The sequence below is a fragment of the Acinetobacter sp. 24-47-64 genome (genome assembly GCF_057737055.1).
On the sequence record NZ_CM173215.1, the window covers coordinates 1,794,864 to 1,807,958 of the forward strand.

Annotated in this window: 14 protein-coding genes; 6 read left to right on the forward strand and 8 right to left on the reverse strand. The window is 39.3% G+C overall.

Annotation, left to right across the window (positions count from 1 at the left end; all coding sequences use genetic code 11):
- Window positions 1-76: 76 nt before the first annotated feature.
- Window positions 77-769 carry a Crp/Fnr family transcriptional regulator gene (locus tag AC1M85_RS08570; RefSeq protein ID WP_481591143.1) on the forward strand — a complete coding sequence of 231 codons (693 nt, stop codon included), beginning with the start codon at window positions 77-79 and terminating at the stop codon, window positions 767-769.
- Window positions 770-835: 66 nt separating this feature from the next.
- On the opposite strand, the gene AC1M85_RS08575 is transcribed toward AC1M85_RS08570, so the two are convergent.
- Window positions 836-1,318: a hypothetical protein gene (locus AC1M85_RS08575; protein ID WP_035264529.1), complete on the reverse strand. Its 483-nt coding sequence runs from the start codon at window positions 1,316-1,318 to the stop codon at window positions 836-838.
- Window positions 1,319-1,443: 125 nt separating this feature from the next.
- Here AC1M85_RS08575 and AC1M85_RS08580 point away from each other — a divergent pair, with 125 nt between their 5' ends.
- From AC1M85_RS08580 to dapC, 5 genes are all read left to right on the forward strand, one after another.
- A complete protein-coding gene (locus AC1M85_RS08580) occupies window positions 1,444-2,172 on the forward strand; it encodes an AzlC family ABC transporter permease (RefSeq protein WP_180027874.1) in 729 nt (242 codons plus the stop codon).
- The gene (gene ygaH / locus AC1M85_RS08585; RefSeq protein WP_179998205.1) at window positions 2,169-2,510 is read left to right on the forward strand and encodes an L-valine transporter subunit YgaH; all 342 of its coding nucleotides are present in this window, start codon (window positions 2,169-2,171) and stop codon (window positions 2,508-2,510) included. Before AC1M85_RS08580 ends, ygaH begins: the two co-directional genes overlap by 4 nt.
- 185 nt (window positions 2,511-2,695) lie before the next feature.
- Window positions 2,696-3,913 carry a formate-dependent phosphoribosylglycinamide formyltransferase gene (purT, locus tag AC1M85_RS08590; RefSeq protein ID WP_481591144.1) on the forward strand — a complete coding sequence of 406 codons (1,218 nt, stop codon included), beginning with the start codon at window positions 2,696-2,698 and terminating at the stop codon, window positions 3,911-3,913.
- 23 nt (window positions 3,914-3,936) lie between these two features.
- The gene (gene glnD, locus AC1M85_RS08595; RefSeq protein WP_488212890.1) at window positions 3,937-6,603 is read left to right on the forward strand and encodes a [protein-PII] uridylyltransferase; all 2,667 of its coding nucleotides are present in this window, start codon (window positions 3,937-3,939) and stop codon (window positions 6,601-6,603) included.
- Between the two features lie 31 nt (window positions 6,604-6,634).
- On the forward strand, window positions 6,635-7,804 hold the full coding sequence (gene dapC / locus AC1M85_RS08600; RefSeq protein WP_488212891.1) for a succinyldiaminopimelate transaminase: 1,170 nt from the start codon (window positions 6,635-6,637) through the stop codon (window positions 7,802-7,804).
- Between the two features lie 303 nt (window positions 7,805-8,107).
- Here the strand turns inward: dapC and AC1M85_RS08605 are convergent, their stop codons facing one another.
- The 7 genes from AC1M85_RS08605 to cmk all read right to left on the reverse strand — a co-directional run bounded on the left by AC1M85_RS08605 (window position 8,108) and on the right by cmk (window position 13,086).
- Window positions 8,108-8,578, reverse strand: coding sequence for a hypothetical protein (locus tag AC1M85_RS08605; protein ID WP_481593014.1), 471 nt, complete (start codon window positions 8,576-8,578; stop codon window positions 8,108-8,110).
- A 44-nt stretch (window positions 8,579-8,622) separates the two neighbouring features.
- Complete coding sequence (locus AC1M85_RS08610; RefSeq protein WP_488213864.1) at window positions 8,623-8,679, reverse strand: hypothetical protein; 57 nt, start codon at window positions 8,677-8,679, stop codon at window positions 8,623-8,625.
- Between the two features lie 242 nt (window positions 8,680-8,921).
- Entirely contained in the window at window positions 8,922-9,620 is a 699-nt protein-coding gene (gene pyrF, locus AC1M85_RS08615) for an orotidine-5'-phosphate decarboxylase (RefSeq protein ID WP_171076736.1), read from the reverse strand.
- Between the two features lie 138 nt (window positions 9,621-9,758).
- Entirely contained in the window at window positions 9,759-10,124 is a 366-nt protein-coding gene (locus AC1M85_RS08620) for a lipopolysaccharide assembly protein LapA domain-containing protein (protein WP_035264552.1), read from the reverse strand.
- Between the two features lie 20 nt (window positions 10,125-10,144).
- Window positions 10,145-10,450, reverse strand: coding sequence for an integration host factor subunit beta (locus AC1M85_RS08625; protein WP_035264555.1), 306 nt, complete (start codon window positions 10,448-10,450; stop codon window positions 10,145-10,147).
- A gap of 162 nt (window positions 10,451-10,612) precedes the next feature.
- Complete coding sequence (gene rpsA, locus AC1M85_RS08630) at window positions 10,613-12,289, reverse strand: 30S ribosomal protein S1 (protein ID WP_035264556.1); 1,677 nt, start codon at window positions 12,287-12,289, stop codon at window positions 10,613-10,615.
- A gap of 116 nt (window positions 12,290-12,405) precedes the next feature.
- A complete protein-coding gene (gene cmk / locus AC1M85_RS08635) occupies window positions 12,406-13,086 on the reverse strand; it encodes a (d)CMP kinase (RefSeq protein WP_488212892.1) in 681 nt (226 codons plus the stop codon).
- Between the last annotated feature and the right edge of the window lie 9 nt (window positions 13,087-13,095).

The window sequence follows — 13,095 nt, forward strand, 5'->3', positions numbered from 1 at the left end:
TTCCTTCACTATATATAAATATAAACCAATAAGTTGTCGACTAGACGACAAATAATCAGCATAAAAAGGGAAAATTTTGCTTTCAAATCAATACGTTTATCTTTTAAAAAATAATTGGTGGTTTAGCCAGTTTGATCATGAACTACAACAGCTGATGCTCGAACATGCACAGCTCATTGAATATGGCAAAGAACAACTGATATTTTCTAAAGCTGATCAATTTGATGGCATTTATGCCGTGATTGATGGTGCTGTTCGTTTAGCACATATTGACGTAGAAGGTCGTGAGGCGGTGACAGTTATCGCAGATCCCATTATGTGGTTTGGTGAAATTTCGTTGATTGATCAACAACCCCGCTCTCATCATGCGATTACCAGTAAAAAATCCAAAATCCTCAAAATAAGTCGTGTAGGACTTGATCTAATTTTAGAACAATATCCAAAATTTTGGTTTTATCTGGCTCAATTGGTGAGTCATAAACTCCGTTATGCTTTCATGGAGTTGGTCTCTATTCAAACACAACCCCTTATTCAACGTTTAGCACAAAGATTAATCTTTATCTTAAATGGATACGGTAATCTCAAAGAGATTGAAAAAAACACCATCAACCTATCTCAAGAACAATTGGCACAAATGTTGGTCTGCTCAAGACAGACCATTAATCAAGAACTACAGCATTTAGAAAAAATTGGCGCAATTAAAGTTGCATTTAAAAAAATTGAGGTGATTAATCTTAATCAACTTAAAGCTTTAGCCGATCAAGCTTAATCGATTAAAGATGATGTGCTTCAGAAAAATCTGGATTAATCATTGTATTGGGGTCGCTAGGGTCACTTAAAATAATTTTGTATACGCCTTAGTGTTTCCTAATTCTGGTTGCTCAATTGCAGTTTTGCACTGCGCTTTATCGCGTTCATAATTGGCTTGACGCTGTGCGAGCTGGCCCTCATTTTCCACGATTGCACGTGCCCAAGCATCTATGGTTGTTAGCGCTTTACGACAAAGCGCATATTTCCCTTCAGTCACTGAGTCGGTCATTTTGACATTAATACGCCAATCCAGTACCAATTGACGCACAGGCTCGCGTACTTGTGATGGTATAAGCGCTTTATTGGCTTGATACAGAATAGGATCAACCTGATTAATCAATTGCCAAGCATGATTTGCATATTCAGTTGCGTCATTAGTCAGCTTCGGTGCTTCTTTAATTTCAACCTTTTCATCGGCAGTTTCTGCCTGACCACCACAACCGGATAAAGTGAAGATGAGGAATGTAGTCAATGCAGCTAATTTAAAGGGAGATTGAATCGCAAACATGACATCGCTCTAATAAACTATTCGGCACTATGCTAGTAAATTCGGGTAGAATACTCAATCTCGTTTTATACCTTTTGTTCCAATCTCCAATTAGGTTTATCGTGACCCAATCAAGCTCCTCACACATGACACCGGCAGGTTTTTGGCAAGGTGCCAAAGACAGTCAAGCCATCATTTTCACCTATTTGCCTGTTTCATTCGCGTTTGGTGTATCGGCAACTCAATTTGGATTTACGGCGTGGGAAGCATTATTTTTATCCTGTTCGATGTATGCAGGTGCCAGTCAATTTTTGGTGGTTGCCTTACTCGGCAGTGGCACTTCTATCTGGATGACAGCCTTAACTGTAATAGCACTTGATATTCGACATTTGTTATATGGCCCTGCTTTACAAAACTTAATTCAAGATAAACTCAATCTGAAAAAAACAGCAATTTGGTCATGGGGCTTGACCGACGAAGTCTTTGCATCAGGCATGATTAAACTTTCGCAACGCCGTCAAGAATGGTCTGAATCTTGGATGTTAGGTCTGAGTCTGTTTAGCTGGTTGTCTTGGGCACTTGGATCTTTTCTCGGAGGCTTATTTGCAGATCAAGTCAGTCATCTCCCCCAATTTTTGCAAGCAGCGCTCGACTTTCTATTACCTGCACTTTTCTTGAGCTTTTTATTGGCTGCATTTGAGAAAAAACATACCTTTGTCGTGACCATCACCATTATTGTTTCTGCTATTTCGTGTTATTTTATCGATTTATCCGCAGCGATATTCATTGGCATAAGCTCTGGTATTTTGGCTGGTTTGTTTAAACATTATGTACTGAAGCAACATGATCCTTTGCACACAGGTGAACAATCATGAATCTAGAAATTATTTGTGTCGGTATTCTAGTCGGCATCGCGAATTTCGCCTCACGCTTTGGTCCTTTTTTTGTGATTCAGAAACTACAACAAGGTCGCCAGAAACGCGGTGCTCTTTGGCTTAAAATCGCCCTTGGATCAATCGGTATTGCAGCAATCAGTTCAATGCTCGTGGTCGCGACTTTACCGCCGCTCTTAGAAACACCCAATAAGAGCGTTGCCATGTTAATTGGTTTTATTGTGCTCTCGGGTTTATATTTCAAATTTAAACAGATTGTACCTGCAACACTCACAGCGGCACTCACATACGGTTTGGTGTATACCTATTTCCCACTTTAAAATATTTCTCGCGTATTATTCATTCAGATTCTAAATTTATAAGCCTGATCCTCGGATAAGGCTTATAAATTTTTATCAATAAAAAAATTAAACGATATCAAAATAATTTCTTGCTTTTTCTTGTATTCATCGCGCTCAAGAGGTTTTAGTTCTGATATGCTAAAAGTCCATAATATCAAGCACGGATGAATCAAATGCTTATTACACTCGGTACTCCACTTCAATCTTCGGCGTTTAAAGTTCTATTATTGGGTTCAGGTGAGTTGGGTAAAGAGGTGGTAATATCATTACAACGATTAGGTGTAGAAGTACATGCAGCAGATCGCTATGACAATGCACCTGCCATGCAAGTTGCTCATCATTCCTACACTTTGAATATGGCGGACCCAAAAGAATTAAAAAAACTGATTGAACAAGTTCAACCTCATTTAATTGTTCCTGAGATTGAAGCCATTGCCACTGAAGTCTTAGTGGAAATCGAAGATGCTAAAACTGCCGTAGTTATTCCCTCTGCGAAAGCCGTGAATCTCACCATGAATCGTGAAGGAATTCGTCGCCTCGCAGCTGAGGAACTAGGGCTACCAACCTCGGCTTATCGTTTTGCCAATAGTTTGGAATCATTCCGTGCAGCATGTGATGATATTGGCTATCCAAATTTTGTAAAACCTGTGATGTCATCATCGGGTAAAGGACAATCACGCGTAAAATCTTTTGATGAAGTCGACGCTGCTTGGGAATATGCTCAAACAGGTGGTCGTGTCAATCAAGGTACTGTCATCGTAGAATCGCAAATTGATTTTGATTTCGAAATTACATTACTCACAGTACGCGCAAAAAATCCTGAAACAGGAGAAATCGAAACGCACTTCTGCGATCCTATTGGACACCGTCAAGATGCAGGTGACTATGTAGAAAGCTGGCAACCTCAACCTATGAGCACAGCTGCCCTTGATGAAGCAAAACGTATTGCCAATAAAGTCACAGTAGCGCTCGGCGGTTGCGGTATTTTTGGTGTGGAATTATTCGTTAAAGGTGATCAAGTTTGGTTCAGTGAAGTTTCTCCTCGTCCACATGACACTGGATTAGTCACACTTGCATCTCAATATCAAAGTGAATTTGAACTTCATGCCCGTGCGATTTTAGGTCTTCCAGTAAATACGCAACGTCACAGTGTTGCTGCAAGCGCTGTGATCTATGCAGGTGTTGATGATACGAATTTGTCATTTTCTGGCGTAAATCTTGCTATGCAAAACCCTAATGTCGATTTACGTCTTTTTGGTAAACCTGAAGGTTTTAAACGTCGCCGTATGGGGGTCGCAACTGCACGTGCTGAAACAACTGATATTGCACGCGAATTAGCGACTGAAGCAGCCTCAAAAGTAATTGTAAATCAAAACAAATAATTCATTAGGTAGGCCATCATTTCATGATCAATACGTCTCCATTAGCAAACTATGTTTCGAGTAATCACGACATCAAGGCAATTAATCAATGGCGCTCTGATGTTGAAAATCAATTACAACATGAGTTTGAAAATGGTAAGGCGATACGTGAGATCATCCTCACTCGATCTAACCTGATTGATGAGGCACTTAAATTCCTTTGGCAACATGCTGAGTTAGATCAAACCGATCTGGGCTTGTTCGCTGTAGGAGGTTATGGTCGTCGTGAAATGATGCCCTACTCTGATGTCGACATTCTGATCCTTTCAGAAGATGATCTTACACAAGAACAAGAAAATGCCATTACCATTTTTATTTCCTCTCTATGGGATGTTGGAAATTTTAAACCTGGCGTAAGTGTAAGAACCATTCAACAGTGCTTTGAACAGGCCATGAATGACTTAACGGTAGCAACATCTCTCATTGAGTCTCGTTTAATTATTGGCAATGAACACTTAGCGAAATGGCCTCGTCGTGTTGTTTCACAAACTTGGACGGATAAAACCTTCTTTGATGCCAAGATGGAAGAACAAGCCAAACGCTACGCTCAGCACAACAACACTGAAAGTAATTTAGAACCTGATATCAAAAATGCACCGGGCGGCATTCGAGACATTAACCAAATTGGTTGGATTGCAAAACGGCATTTCCGAGTAAATCGTATATACGATCTTGTACATTTAGGTTTCATTTCTGAGTTTGAACTTGGGGTGCTCGAAGATGCTGAGAATTTTCTCTGGGAAATTCGTCATCATTTACACCGCTTAACTAAGCGTGATGAAAACCGACTATTGTTTGATTACCAACGCGATATCGCAGCAAAATTTGGTTACCACAAAGTCGAAGGTGAACATATCAATTATCCAATTGAACAGTTCATGAAACGCTACTATCGAGCAGCTCAGCAGGTTTCAACCCTGAATGAAATGCTACTCGCCTATTTTAATGAGTCTGTCATCACGCCTCGTTTACCCAACTATGAGCGTAAAATTGAGGAAGTGAATGAAAACTTCAAATTGGTGGATGGTAAACTCGCAGTTCAACACCATAAAATTTTTGCAGAGAAGCCTACAGCCATCCTTGAGATTTTCTATATCCTAGCAAATCGCCCTGATATTGATGGTATTCGAGCTCGTACACTTCGATTGCTTACTTTAGCTGCAAAACGCATTGATCAAGCGTATCGAGATAATCCAGTTAATCAAGCCTTGTTTATGGCGATCATCCGATCACCGAATAACTTATATGAAACATTGCTTGCGATGAAACGTTATGGTGTACTCGGCAACTATATTCCTGCATTTGGGCAAATCATGGGCCTTATGCAATACGATTTATTCCATATCTATACTGTAGATGCACATACACTCCTACTCTTACGTAATTTAAATCGTTTTAAAGCGCCAGAATTTGCTAAAGATTTTCCTGTCGTAAGTTCCGTATTCCAGCGTCTGGTGCGCCGAGACATCGTATTCCTCGCTGCTTTGTTCCATGATATCGCCAAAGGTCGTGGTGGAGACCATAGTGAATTGGGCGCGGTTGATGCCATTGAGTTCTGTAGCAAGCACGGTTTTACTGAGCGTGAGTGTAATCTTGTTGCGTGGTTAATCCAAAATCATCTATTGATGTCGATGACTGCGCAGAAAAAAGATATTTCTGATCCAGATATTGTAAAAGATTTTGCCGAGAAGCTCGGTGATATGGAACACTTAGACTATCTGTATACGCTTACAGTGGCTGACATTAACGCAACCAATCCTAAGCTTTGGAACACATGGCGCGCATCGCTCATGCGTCAGTTATATACCAATGCTCGTGACGTTATTCGTAGTGGTTTGGGTCGTCCTGTCGATTACCAAATGCTGATCGAAGATACCAAATTTGCAGCAAGTGAATTACTTGTCAATGATTATGCTTTAGAAGCTGTTGAAAAAGTTTGGCAAGAACTTGGTGACGAATACTTCCTCAAAGAAACTGCAGATGAAGTCGCATGGCATACACGTGCAATACTAGATCATGGTGATAATTCAGCACCATTGGTGATGATGCGCGCGCACCGTAAATCAGCGCAAGATGCTGTGCAGATTTTTATTTACACTCAAGATCAACCTAATCTTTTTGCCACCACTGTTGCAGTTCTAGATCGTATGAATCTAGATGTACAAGATGCACGCATTATTACAGCAACTAAATCCTTTAGCTTAGACACCTACGTGGTGCTTGATCGTTTTGGCACATTAGTGACAGATCCAGAACGTGAAAATACGGTAAAAGAATCATTGGTGCACGCATTAACAGATTCACAAAATTATCCAGGTTTAATGCAACGCCGTATTCCACGCCAACTTCGTCATTTTGATATCGAAAACACAATTGATATTACGTTGAACGAGGCGCTACAGCAAAATATGGTCGAGATCTCTACCCTCGATCAGCCTGGATTACTTGCCCGTATCGGTGGCTTATTTATGATGCAAGGTCTCGATATCCATTCCGCGAAAATCGCCACCTTGGGTGAGCGCGCAGATGATATTTTCTTTGTAACCAAAAAGAATGGCGAACCTATGAATTTAACTGAAGCTCAGGCTTTTGCTGAACAATTAAAAGCAGCATTAGATGAGGCTTCAAATCAGGTCTGTAATCATCATTAAAATTTAGATTTAACCCGACGGTAACTATTTCATGAACTCTAGTTTAAACCTATTACATCCTTATCCATTTGAAAAGTTGAATAAACTTTTTCAGGATGTAAAACCTGCAAATCTTCCGTTAATTCCATTGTCAATTGGTGAGCCAAAACATCCTGCACCTGAATTCGTAAAACAAGCTATTGTCGATAACTTCAATCATCTTTCAACATACCCAAACAGTAAAGGCTTACCAGAATTACGTGAAAGTATTGCGCAATGGCTCACACGCCGTTTCAAATTAAATGCTATTAGCGCAGAAGATCATATTTTACCTGTGACTGGCACACGTGAAGGAATTTTCTCATTCGTACAAGCGCTGATTAATCGTGATGAAGCGCCTTATGTAGTCATGCCGAATCCCTTTTATCAAATTTACGAAGGTGCAGCTTTACTCGCTGGCGCTCAACCTTATTTCATCAACTGTACTGAAGAAAATGGTTACCTTGGTGACTTCGATACTGTCCCTGCAGAAGTATGGGAGAAGACAGCTTTACTTTTTGTCTGCACACCCGGAAATCCGACAGGTGCTGTTCTTTCAAAAGAACAGTTCAAAAAATTAATTGCGCTCTCTGATCAATACAATTTTGTCATCGCATCTGATGAATGCTATTCAGAACTATGGTTTGATGAAGCCCCTGTAGGATTACTCGAAGTTTGTGCTGAACTAGGTCGTGATGACTATAAAAACTGTATCGTATTCCACTCTCTGTCTAAACGTTCTAATTTACCAGGTATGCGATCTGGCTTCGTTGCAGGTGATGCTAGTCTATTAAAACCTTATTTAAAATTCCGCACTTACCACGGTGCTGCAATGCCAGTACAACATCAATTGGCATCGATTGCTGCATGGAATGATGAGGCACATGTTGAAGAAAACCGTAAACAATACCGTGCTAAATTTGATTTATTCCAACAAGAATTAGGTCATTTGCTACCACTGAAAAAGCCTGATGCGGGTTTCTATTATTGGTTAAAGGTAGATAATGATGAAACTTTTGCCAAAATGCTGATGGAAAAAGCACATATCAAAGTCTTACCGGGTCGTTATTTATCTCGTGATACTGAACAAGGAAACCCAGGTGAAAGCCATGTTCGTCTTGCTCTCGTAGCAGATTTAGACCAATGTAAAGAAGTTGTTAAACGCTTAAAATCAATTCTCTAATGTGCATGATCTTTAATTTTAAGCCCTCTTTTTAGAGGGCTTATTTTTTTGATTGATGATTCTAGGCATAGTTTGAGCGGAAAATGATATTTTCTAACAAACCTCTCTCTAACACTATCCCAGAGGAGGATAGAATTTAAAAGAATGGTTGTTCACGATAGCGTCTAGGGTTGGTTGTAAAGCTATTATTATAGTTTGAGGAGTTAGAGCTATGACAATCTTATTCTGCTTTATCGCTGTGGCTTCAATTATTTATCAGATTATAAATTTGGAAATCCGAGTCCAAGATTCACCCCGTTACTCTTACATATGAGATACGATGCGCCTAAAGGTTGTTATAAAAAATCTATATTTTATGTATGGAAATAAGCTATCTTTAATTTCTGCAATAGTACTTAACACATGATTATAACCAACACTTTCGTGTCTAGATTCATCACCACCAAATCGTTGAAGTTTGTTATGTACAAAATTATCTGATTTAAACTTTTCAATTAATTTCTCTGTGCTTTCCACAACTTTACTATCATTATTTGTAAGTTTTCTTACCAAGTTAGTTCTAGATAAATTTACCTCTTGCCATTTTTTTCGTTTCCCATAAAACTCTTTATAATTATCGCTTTTAAAGTCTGCATTCTTTTCTAAGTTTTTATAAATTCTTTCTAGATCGTCAAGCCTTTCCCAATATGCTTTACATTCACTGGCTGTAACCTCAAGCCCTTTCTGTAGATGCCAAACTAAAAAATACTTAAAGCGACTATATATGGTGTCCATCCTTTAAATGTTACCCAGCCATCTGTAACACAATTATCCATACCTTATCCTTTTAATACTCTATGAACAGTAACAACGTGACAACCAGCAGTTTTAGCAATTTCTTCTTTTGTTAAAACTTTTTAACTCTATGATTTTATCATATTTTTAGTAGCAACTTTTTCTATTTGGATTGTATCTGCTTCTTACTAAACCTTGTTTAAAACTTTCTTGAGTCTAACAATAATGGTCAGTAGTTCCCTTTAGAGATAATATAACTTTAACTATTGATACATCATAAAATTAAAAAAACGCCATGAATTTTCATGGCGTTTTAAAACACTTAAAGACTGTAATTTAAAAATTACAAAGTAGCCAGAATGTCTCTTAAAGTTTGATTTGGATTTTCTGATTTAGTAATCGGACGGCCAATCACCAAGTGTGTAGAACCATCTAACATTGCTTGCTTAGGTGTAACAATACGTTTTTGATCATCCGCTGCAGAACCTTCAGGACGAATTCCTGGAGTGACGAGAGCAAAGTTCTGACCTAAAGTTTCACGTAACATTTTTGCTTCTTGTGCCGAACATACAACACCATCCAAGCCACTTTCTTGAGTTAAAGTCGCTAGACGTTTTACATGTTCAAAAGGCTCAATATCCAAACCTAGATCACGTAGATCTTCTCGCCCCATTGAAGTTAATACGGTTACTGCAATCAACTGTGTTTGATAGTTACCTGCTTTTAATCTTTCTACACAAGTTTCCATCATTTTTCGTCCACCAGATGCGTGAACATTAACCATCCATACCCCTTGATCTGCAGCAGCGCAAACGGCTTGTGCTGTAGTATTTGGAATATCATGAAATTTTAAATCTAAAAATACTTCAAAACCCTGATCATGCAATGCTTTTACAACAGTCGGACCTTCATGTGTAAAAAGTTCTTTACCCACTTTTACACGACAAAGTTTAGGATCCAAATTTTCAGCCATTTTCAATGCGTCGTATTGGCTTTTTGCATCTAAAGCAACAATGATACTCAAGGTTGTTCTTCCGTCCATCTAAAGTTGCGTCATTATAAAGATGTTCAACTTAAGCTGCAAAATTAACTTTAAAAAACGCAGCTTAAAATTCAACAGTTTATTTTCAATAAAAAAACCTCTAAAATAAATTTTAGAGGTTTTTTAAATATTTATAAATTACAGCGGATTTGAGTTACGCGGATCTGAATGCACATCTAGTACTGTCTTTTCATGACGTACATTTGCAGCAGCTTCAGCAGCAGCTAACTGAGCATTTTGGATTTGTTCTTTACGAAGATATTCAATATCTTTGCGAAGACGCTTAATTTCCCAACTATTTTGGAATACACGGAAAACTTGAACTCCGAGTAATAATCCAACGATGATCCCAAGTGCCAAAGTCAACAAAAGCAATAAACCTAATCTCATTGCCGGTACTTGAGTGAAGAGAAGATCAACAGTCAGTTCTGTACCATTTTGCAGAACCAATGCCAATGCATATCCGAAGATTACAACTAACAGTGCAACTAATACGTAACGCATAACCACCCCTGAGTAATTTATTATTTTCCTGCTGATTCGTTTACAGCATCTCTTAGTGCTTTACCTGGTTTGAAATGAGGTACAGCTTTAGCAGCCACTTCAACTGACTTACCTGTTTTAGGATTACGTCCAACTCGCGGTTCACGATGATGTAAAGCAAAACTTCCAAACCCACGAATTTCAATACGATTATCAGCTGATAATGACTCAATCATTTGATCGATCATAATTTTAACAGCTTCTTCGACCAATGGCTCAGCCAAATGAGGATTTTTGATAGAAATACGTTCTATTAAGTCAGACTTATTAAGTGCTTCAGTAGTCATCTGCGACCTCTTTAATTATCAAGCTACTCTGTGCATAGCGAGATAATAACCTGTTTAAATACAAAACGGTAGCGCAGTAAGTCAATACTACGCTACCGTTTACAGTATTTGTGTAAAAAGTATTAGTTAAATTACATTAACAATACATTGAACACGAAAGACTTAGTGGTTCATTTGAGCTTTGATCAAATCACCAATTGTCTTAGGACCGTTGTCTTGACCTGCAGAAGCAGTTTTCAAGTTAGCAACAGCTTCTTTCTCTTCAGCTTCGTCTTTCGCTTTGATAGACAAGTTGATTGCGCGTGATTTGCGATCAACATTGATGATCTTAGCTTCAACTTCTTGACCAACTTCTAAGAATTTAGTTGCATCTTCAACGCGGTCACGGTTGATTTCTGAAGCTTTAAGAGAAGCTTCAACTTCGTCAGCCAACTTAATTGTTGCGCCACGAGCATCAACTGCAACTACAGTACCTTTAACAAGAGCACCACGTTCATTAGCAGCTAAGAAATCGTTGAACGGATCGCTGTTCATTTGCTTGATACCAAGGCTGATACGGTTGCCTTCAGCGTCTACAGAAAGGATAACCGCTTCAACAGTGTCACCTTTCTTGTAACGACGAATCGCTTCTTCGCCTTGTTCATTCCAAGAAATGTCAGATAAGTGAACTAGACCATCGATACCGCCTGGTAAACCGATGAAGATACCGAAGTCAGTGATAGACTTGATTGTACCTGAAACTTTTTCACCTTTGTCGTGAGCCTTAGCAAACTCTTCCCATGGGTTAGCACGAGTTTGTTTGATACCAAGAGAAATACGACGACGCTCTTCATCAACTTCAAGAACCATAACATCAACTTCATCACCAATCTGAACAACTTTAGATGGGTGGATGTTTTTGTTTGTGTGGTCCATTTCTGAAACGTGTACTAAGCCTTCAACGCCTTCAGCGATTTCAGCGAAGCAACCGTAATCAGTTAAGTTAGTTACACGCGCTTTAACGATAGAACCTTTAGGGTAACGGTTCATGATCGCTAACCATGGATCTTCACCAAGTTGTTTAAGACCTAATGATACACGGTTACGCTCTTTGTCAAATTTAAGTACTTTAACAGTAACTTCTTGACCAACTTCAACAACTTCTGATGGATGCTTGATACGTTTCCAAGCCATGTCAGTGATGTGAAGAAGACCATCAATACCGCCAAGGTCAACGAAAGCACCGTAGTCAGTAAGGTTTTTGATTGTACCAGTAACTGTTTGACCTTCTTCAAGTTGAGAAAGAAGAGCTTCACGGTCAGCTGAAGATTCAGCTTCCATAACTGCACGACGTGATACAACAACGTTGTTACGTTTAGCGTCAAGTTTGATAACTTTGAATTCTAACTCTTTACCTTCAAGGTGAGTCGTGTCACGGATAGGACGAGTGTCTACCAAAGAACCTGGTAAGAACGCACGTACTGGACCGATGTCAACAGTGAAACCGCCTTTAACCTTACCAGAGATAACACCAGTAACGATCTCGCCGTCTTCAAAGATTTTTTCAAGTTTAGTCCAAGTTTCAGCACGTTTAGCTTTTTCACGTGATAAAACTGTTTGACCCATACCGTTGTCAAGCGCTTCAACAACTACGTCAACTGTGTCACCAACGTTAACTTCAAGTTCACGTTGTTCGTTTAAGAATTCAGAGCGAGCTACTACGCCTTCAGATTTAAGGCCAGTATCTACAGTTACCCAGTCAGAATCGATGCTAACAACGATACCTTGGATGACTGCACCCTTTTCAACGTTGAGGTTTAATTCGCTTGCTTCAAAGAGGGCTGCAAAAGATTCGGTCATGATATACCTAGAAAAGTCAGCGGTCTTGGATCAGACAAGGCCGGTTTAGTTAAGTATCGACATAGTCCATATAGAACTGATCAAGCTATGCTTCCACTAATATTCATTAATTTATCTTATTGCGCATCAATATATGCGGTCATCAGGTTAAATACAGCGTCAATGTCCAGATCTGAACTATCGATAATGTAAGCCCCTTCAGCCGGCTTAAGCGGCGCAACGGTTCTTTCCATATCACGCTTATCACGTGCTTGGATATTAGATAAAATGTCGCTTATTTTAACATTTTGCCCCATGGCCTGCAACTGCTTTACACGTCGCTCAGCACGAGACTCAGCAGAAGCCGTCAAATATATTTTTGCTTGGGCTTCTGGGAAGATTGAAGTCGCCATATCACGGCCATCGGCAACAAGACCTGGTGCTTGAGCAAATGCACGTTGTCTTTCGAATAATGCCTGTCTTAATTCAGGTACAACTGCAACCTTGGATGCAAACTCACCGACTTTTTCAGTGCGAATTTCATCCGTTACATCATGCCCGCTAAGTAAAATTTTTGTTTTTAAATGATCACTAACAAATTGAATATCGAGATGAGTCGCTATTTCTACGCATTTAACCAACACATCTGGATTGTGAATTGAATCAATTAAATTCAGTTGATGTAATGACAATCCCAACAAACGATACAAGGCTCCAGAATCCAGTAAATGAAACTGGTAATGCTGTGCCAATTTTGCTGCCAAAGTTCCTTTGCCTGAACCGCTTGGTCCATCGATCGTGATAATTTGAATTGTCATTACTTTACC

Bases quoted from the DNA above. Each gene is read 5' to 3' on its own strand.
- AC1M85_RS08605 (WP_481593014.1), bottom strand. From the start codon at position 8,578: ATGGACACCATATATAGTCGCTTTAAGTATTTTTTAGTTTGGCATCTA.
- rpsA (WP_035264556.1), bottom strand. From the start codon at position 12,289: ATGACCGAATCTTTTGCAGCCCTCTTTGAAGCAAGCGAATTAAACCTC.
- AC1M85_RS08620 (WP_035264552.1), bottom strand. From the start codon at position 10,124: ATGCGTTACGTATTAGTTGCACTGTTAGTTGTAATCTTCGGATATGCA.
- AC1M85_RS08580 (WP_180027874.1), top strand. From the start codon at position 1,444: ATGACACCGGCAGGTTTTTGGCAAGGTGCCAAAGACAGTCAAGCCATC.
- pyrF (WP_171076736.1), bottom strand. From the start codon at position 9,620: ATGGACGGAAGAACAACCTTGAGTATCATTGTTGCTTTAGATGCAAAA.
- AC1M85_RS08575 (WP_035264529.1), bottom strand. From the start codon at position 1,318: ATGTTTGCGATTCAATCTCCCTTTAAATTAGCTGCATTGACTACATTC.
- glnD (WP_488212890.1), top strand. From the start codon at position 3,937: ATGATCAATACGTCTCCATTAGCAAACTATGTTTCGAGTAATCACGAC.
- cmk (WP_488212892.1), bottom strand. From the start codon at position 13,086: ATGACAATTCAAATTATCACGATCGATGGACCAAGCGGTTCAGGCAAA.
- purT (WP_481591144.1), top strand. From the start codon at position 2,696: ATGAATCAAATGCTTATTACACTCGGTACTCCACTTCAATCTTCGGCG.
- dapC (WP_488212891.1), top strand. From the start codon at position 6,635: ATGAACTCTAGTTTAAACCTATTACATCCTTATCCATTTGAAAAGTTG.
- ygaH (WP_179998205.1), top strand. From the start codon at position 2,169: ATGAATCTAGAAATTATTTGTGTCGGTATTCTAGTCGGCATCGCGAAT.
- AC1M85_RS08625 (WP_035264555.1), bottom strand. From the start codon at position 10,450: ATGACTACTGAAGCACTTAATAAGTCTGACTTAATAGAACGTATTTCT.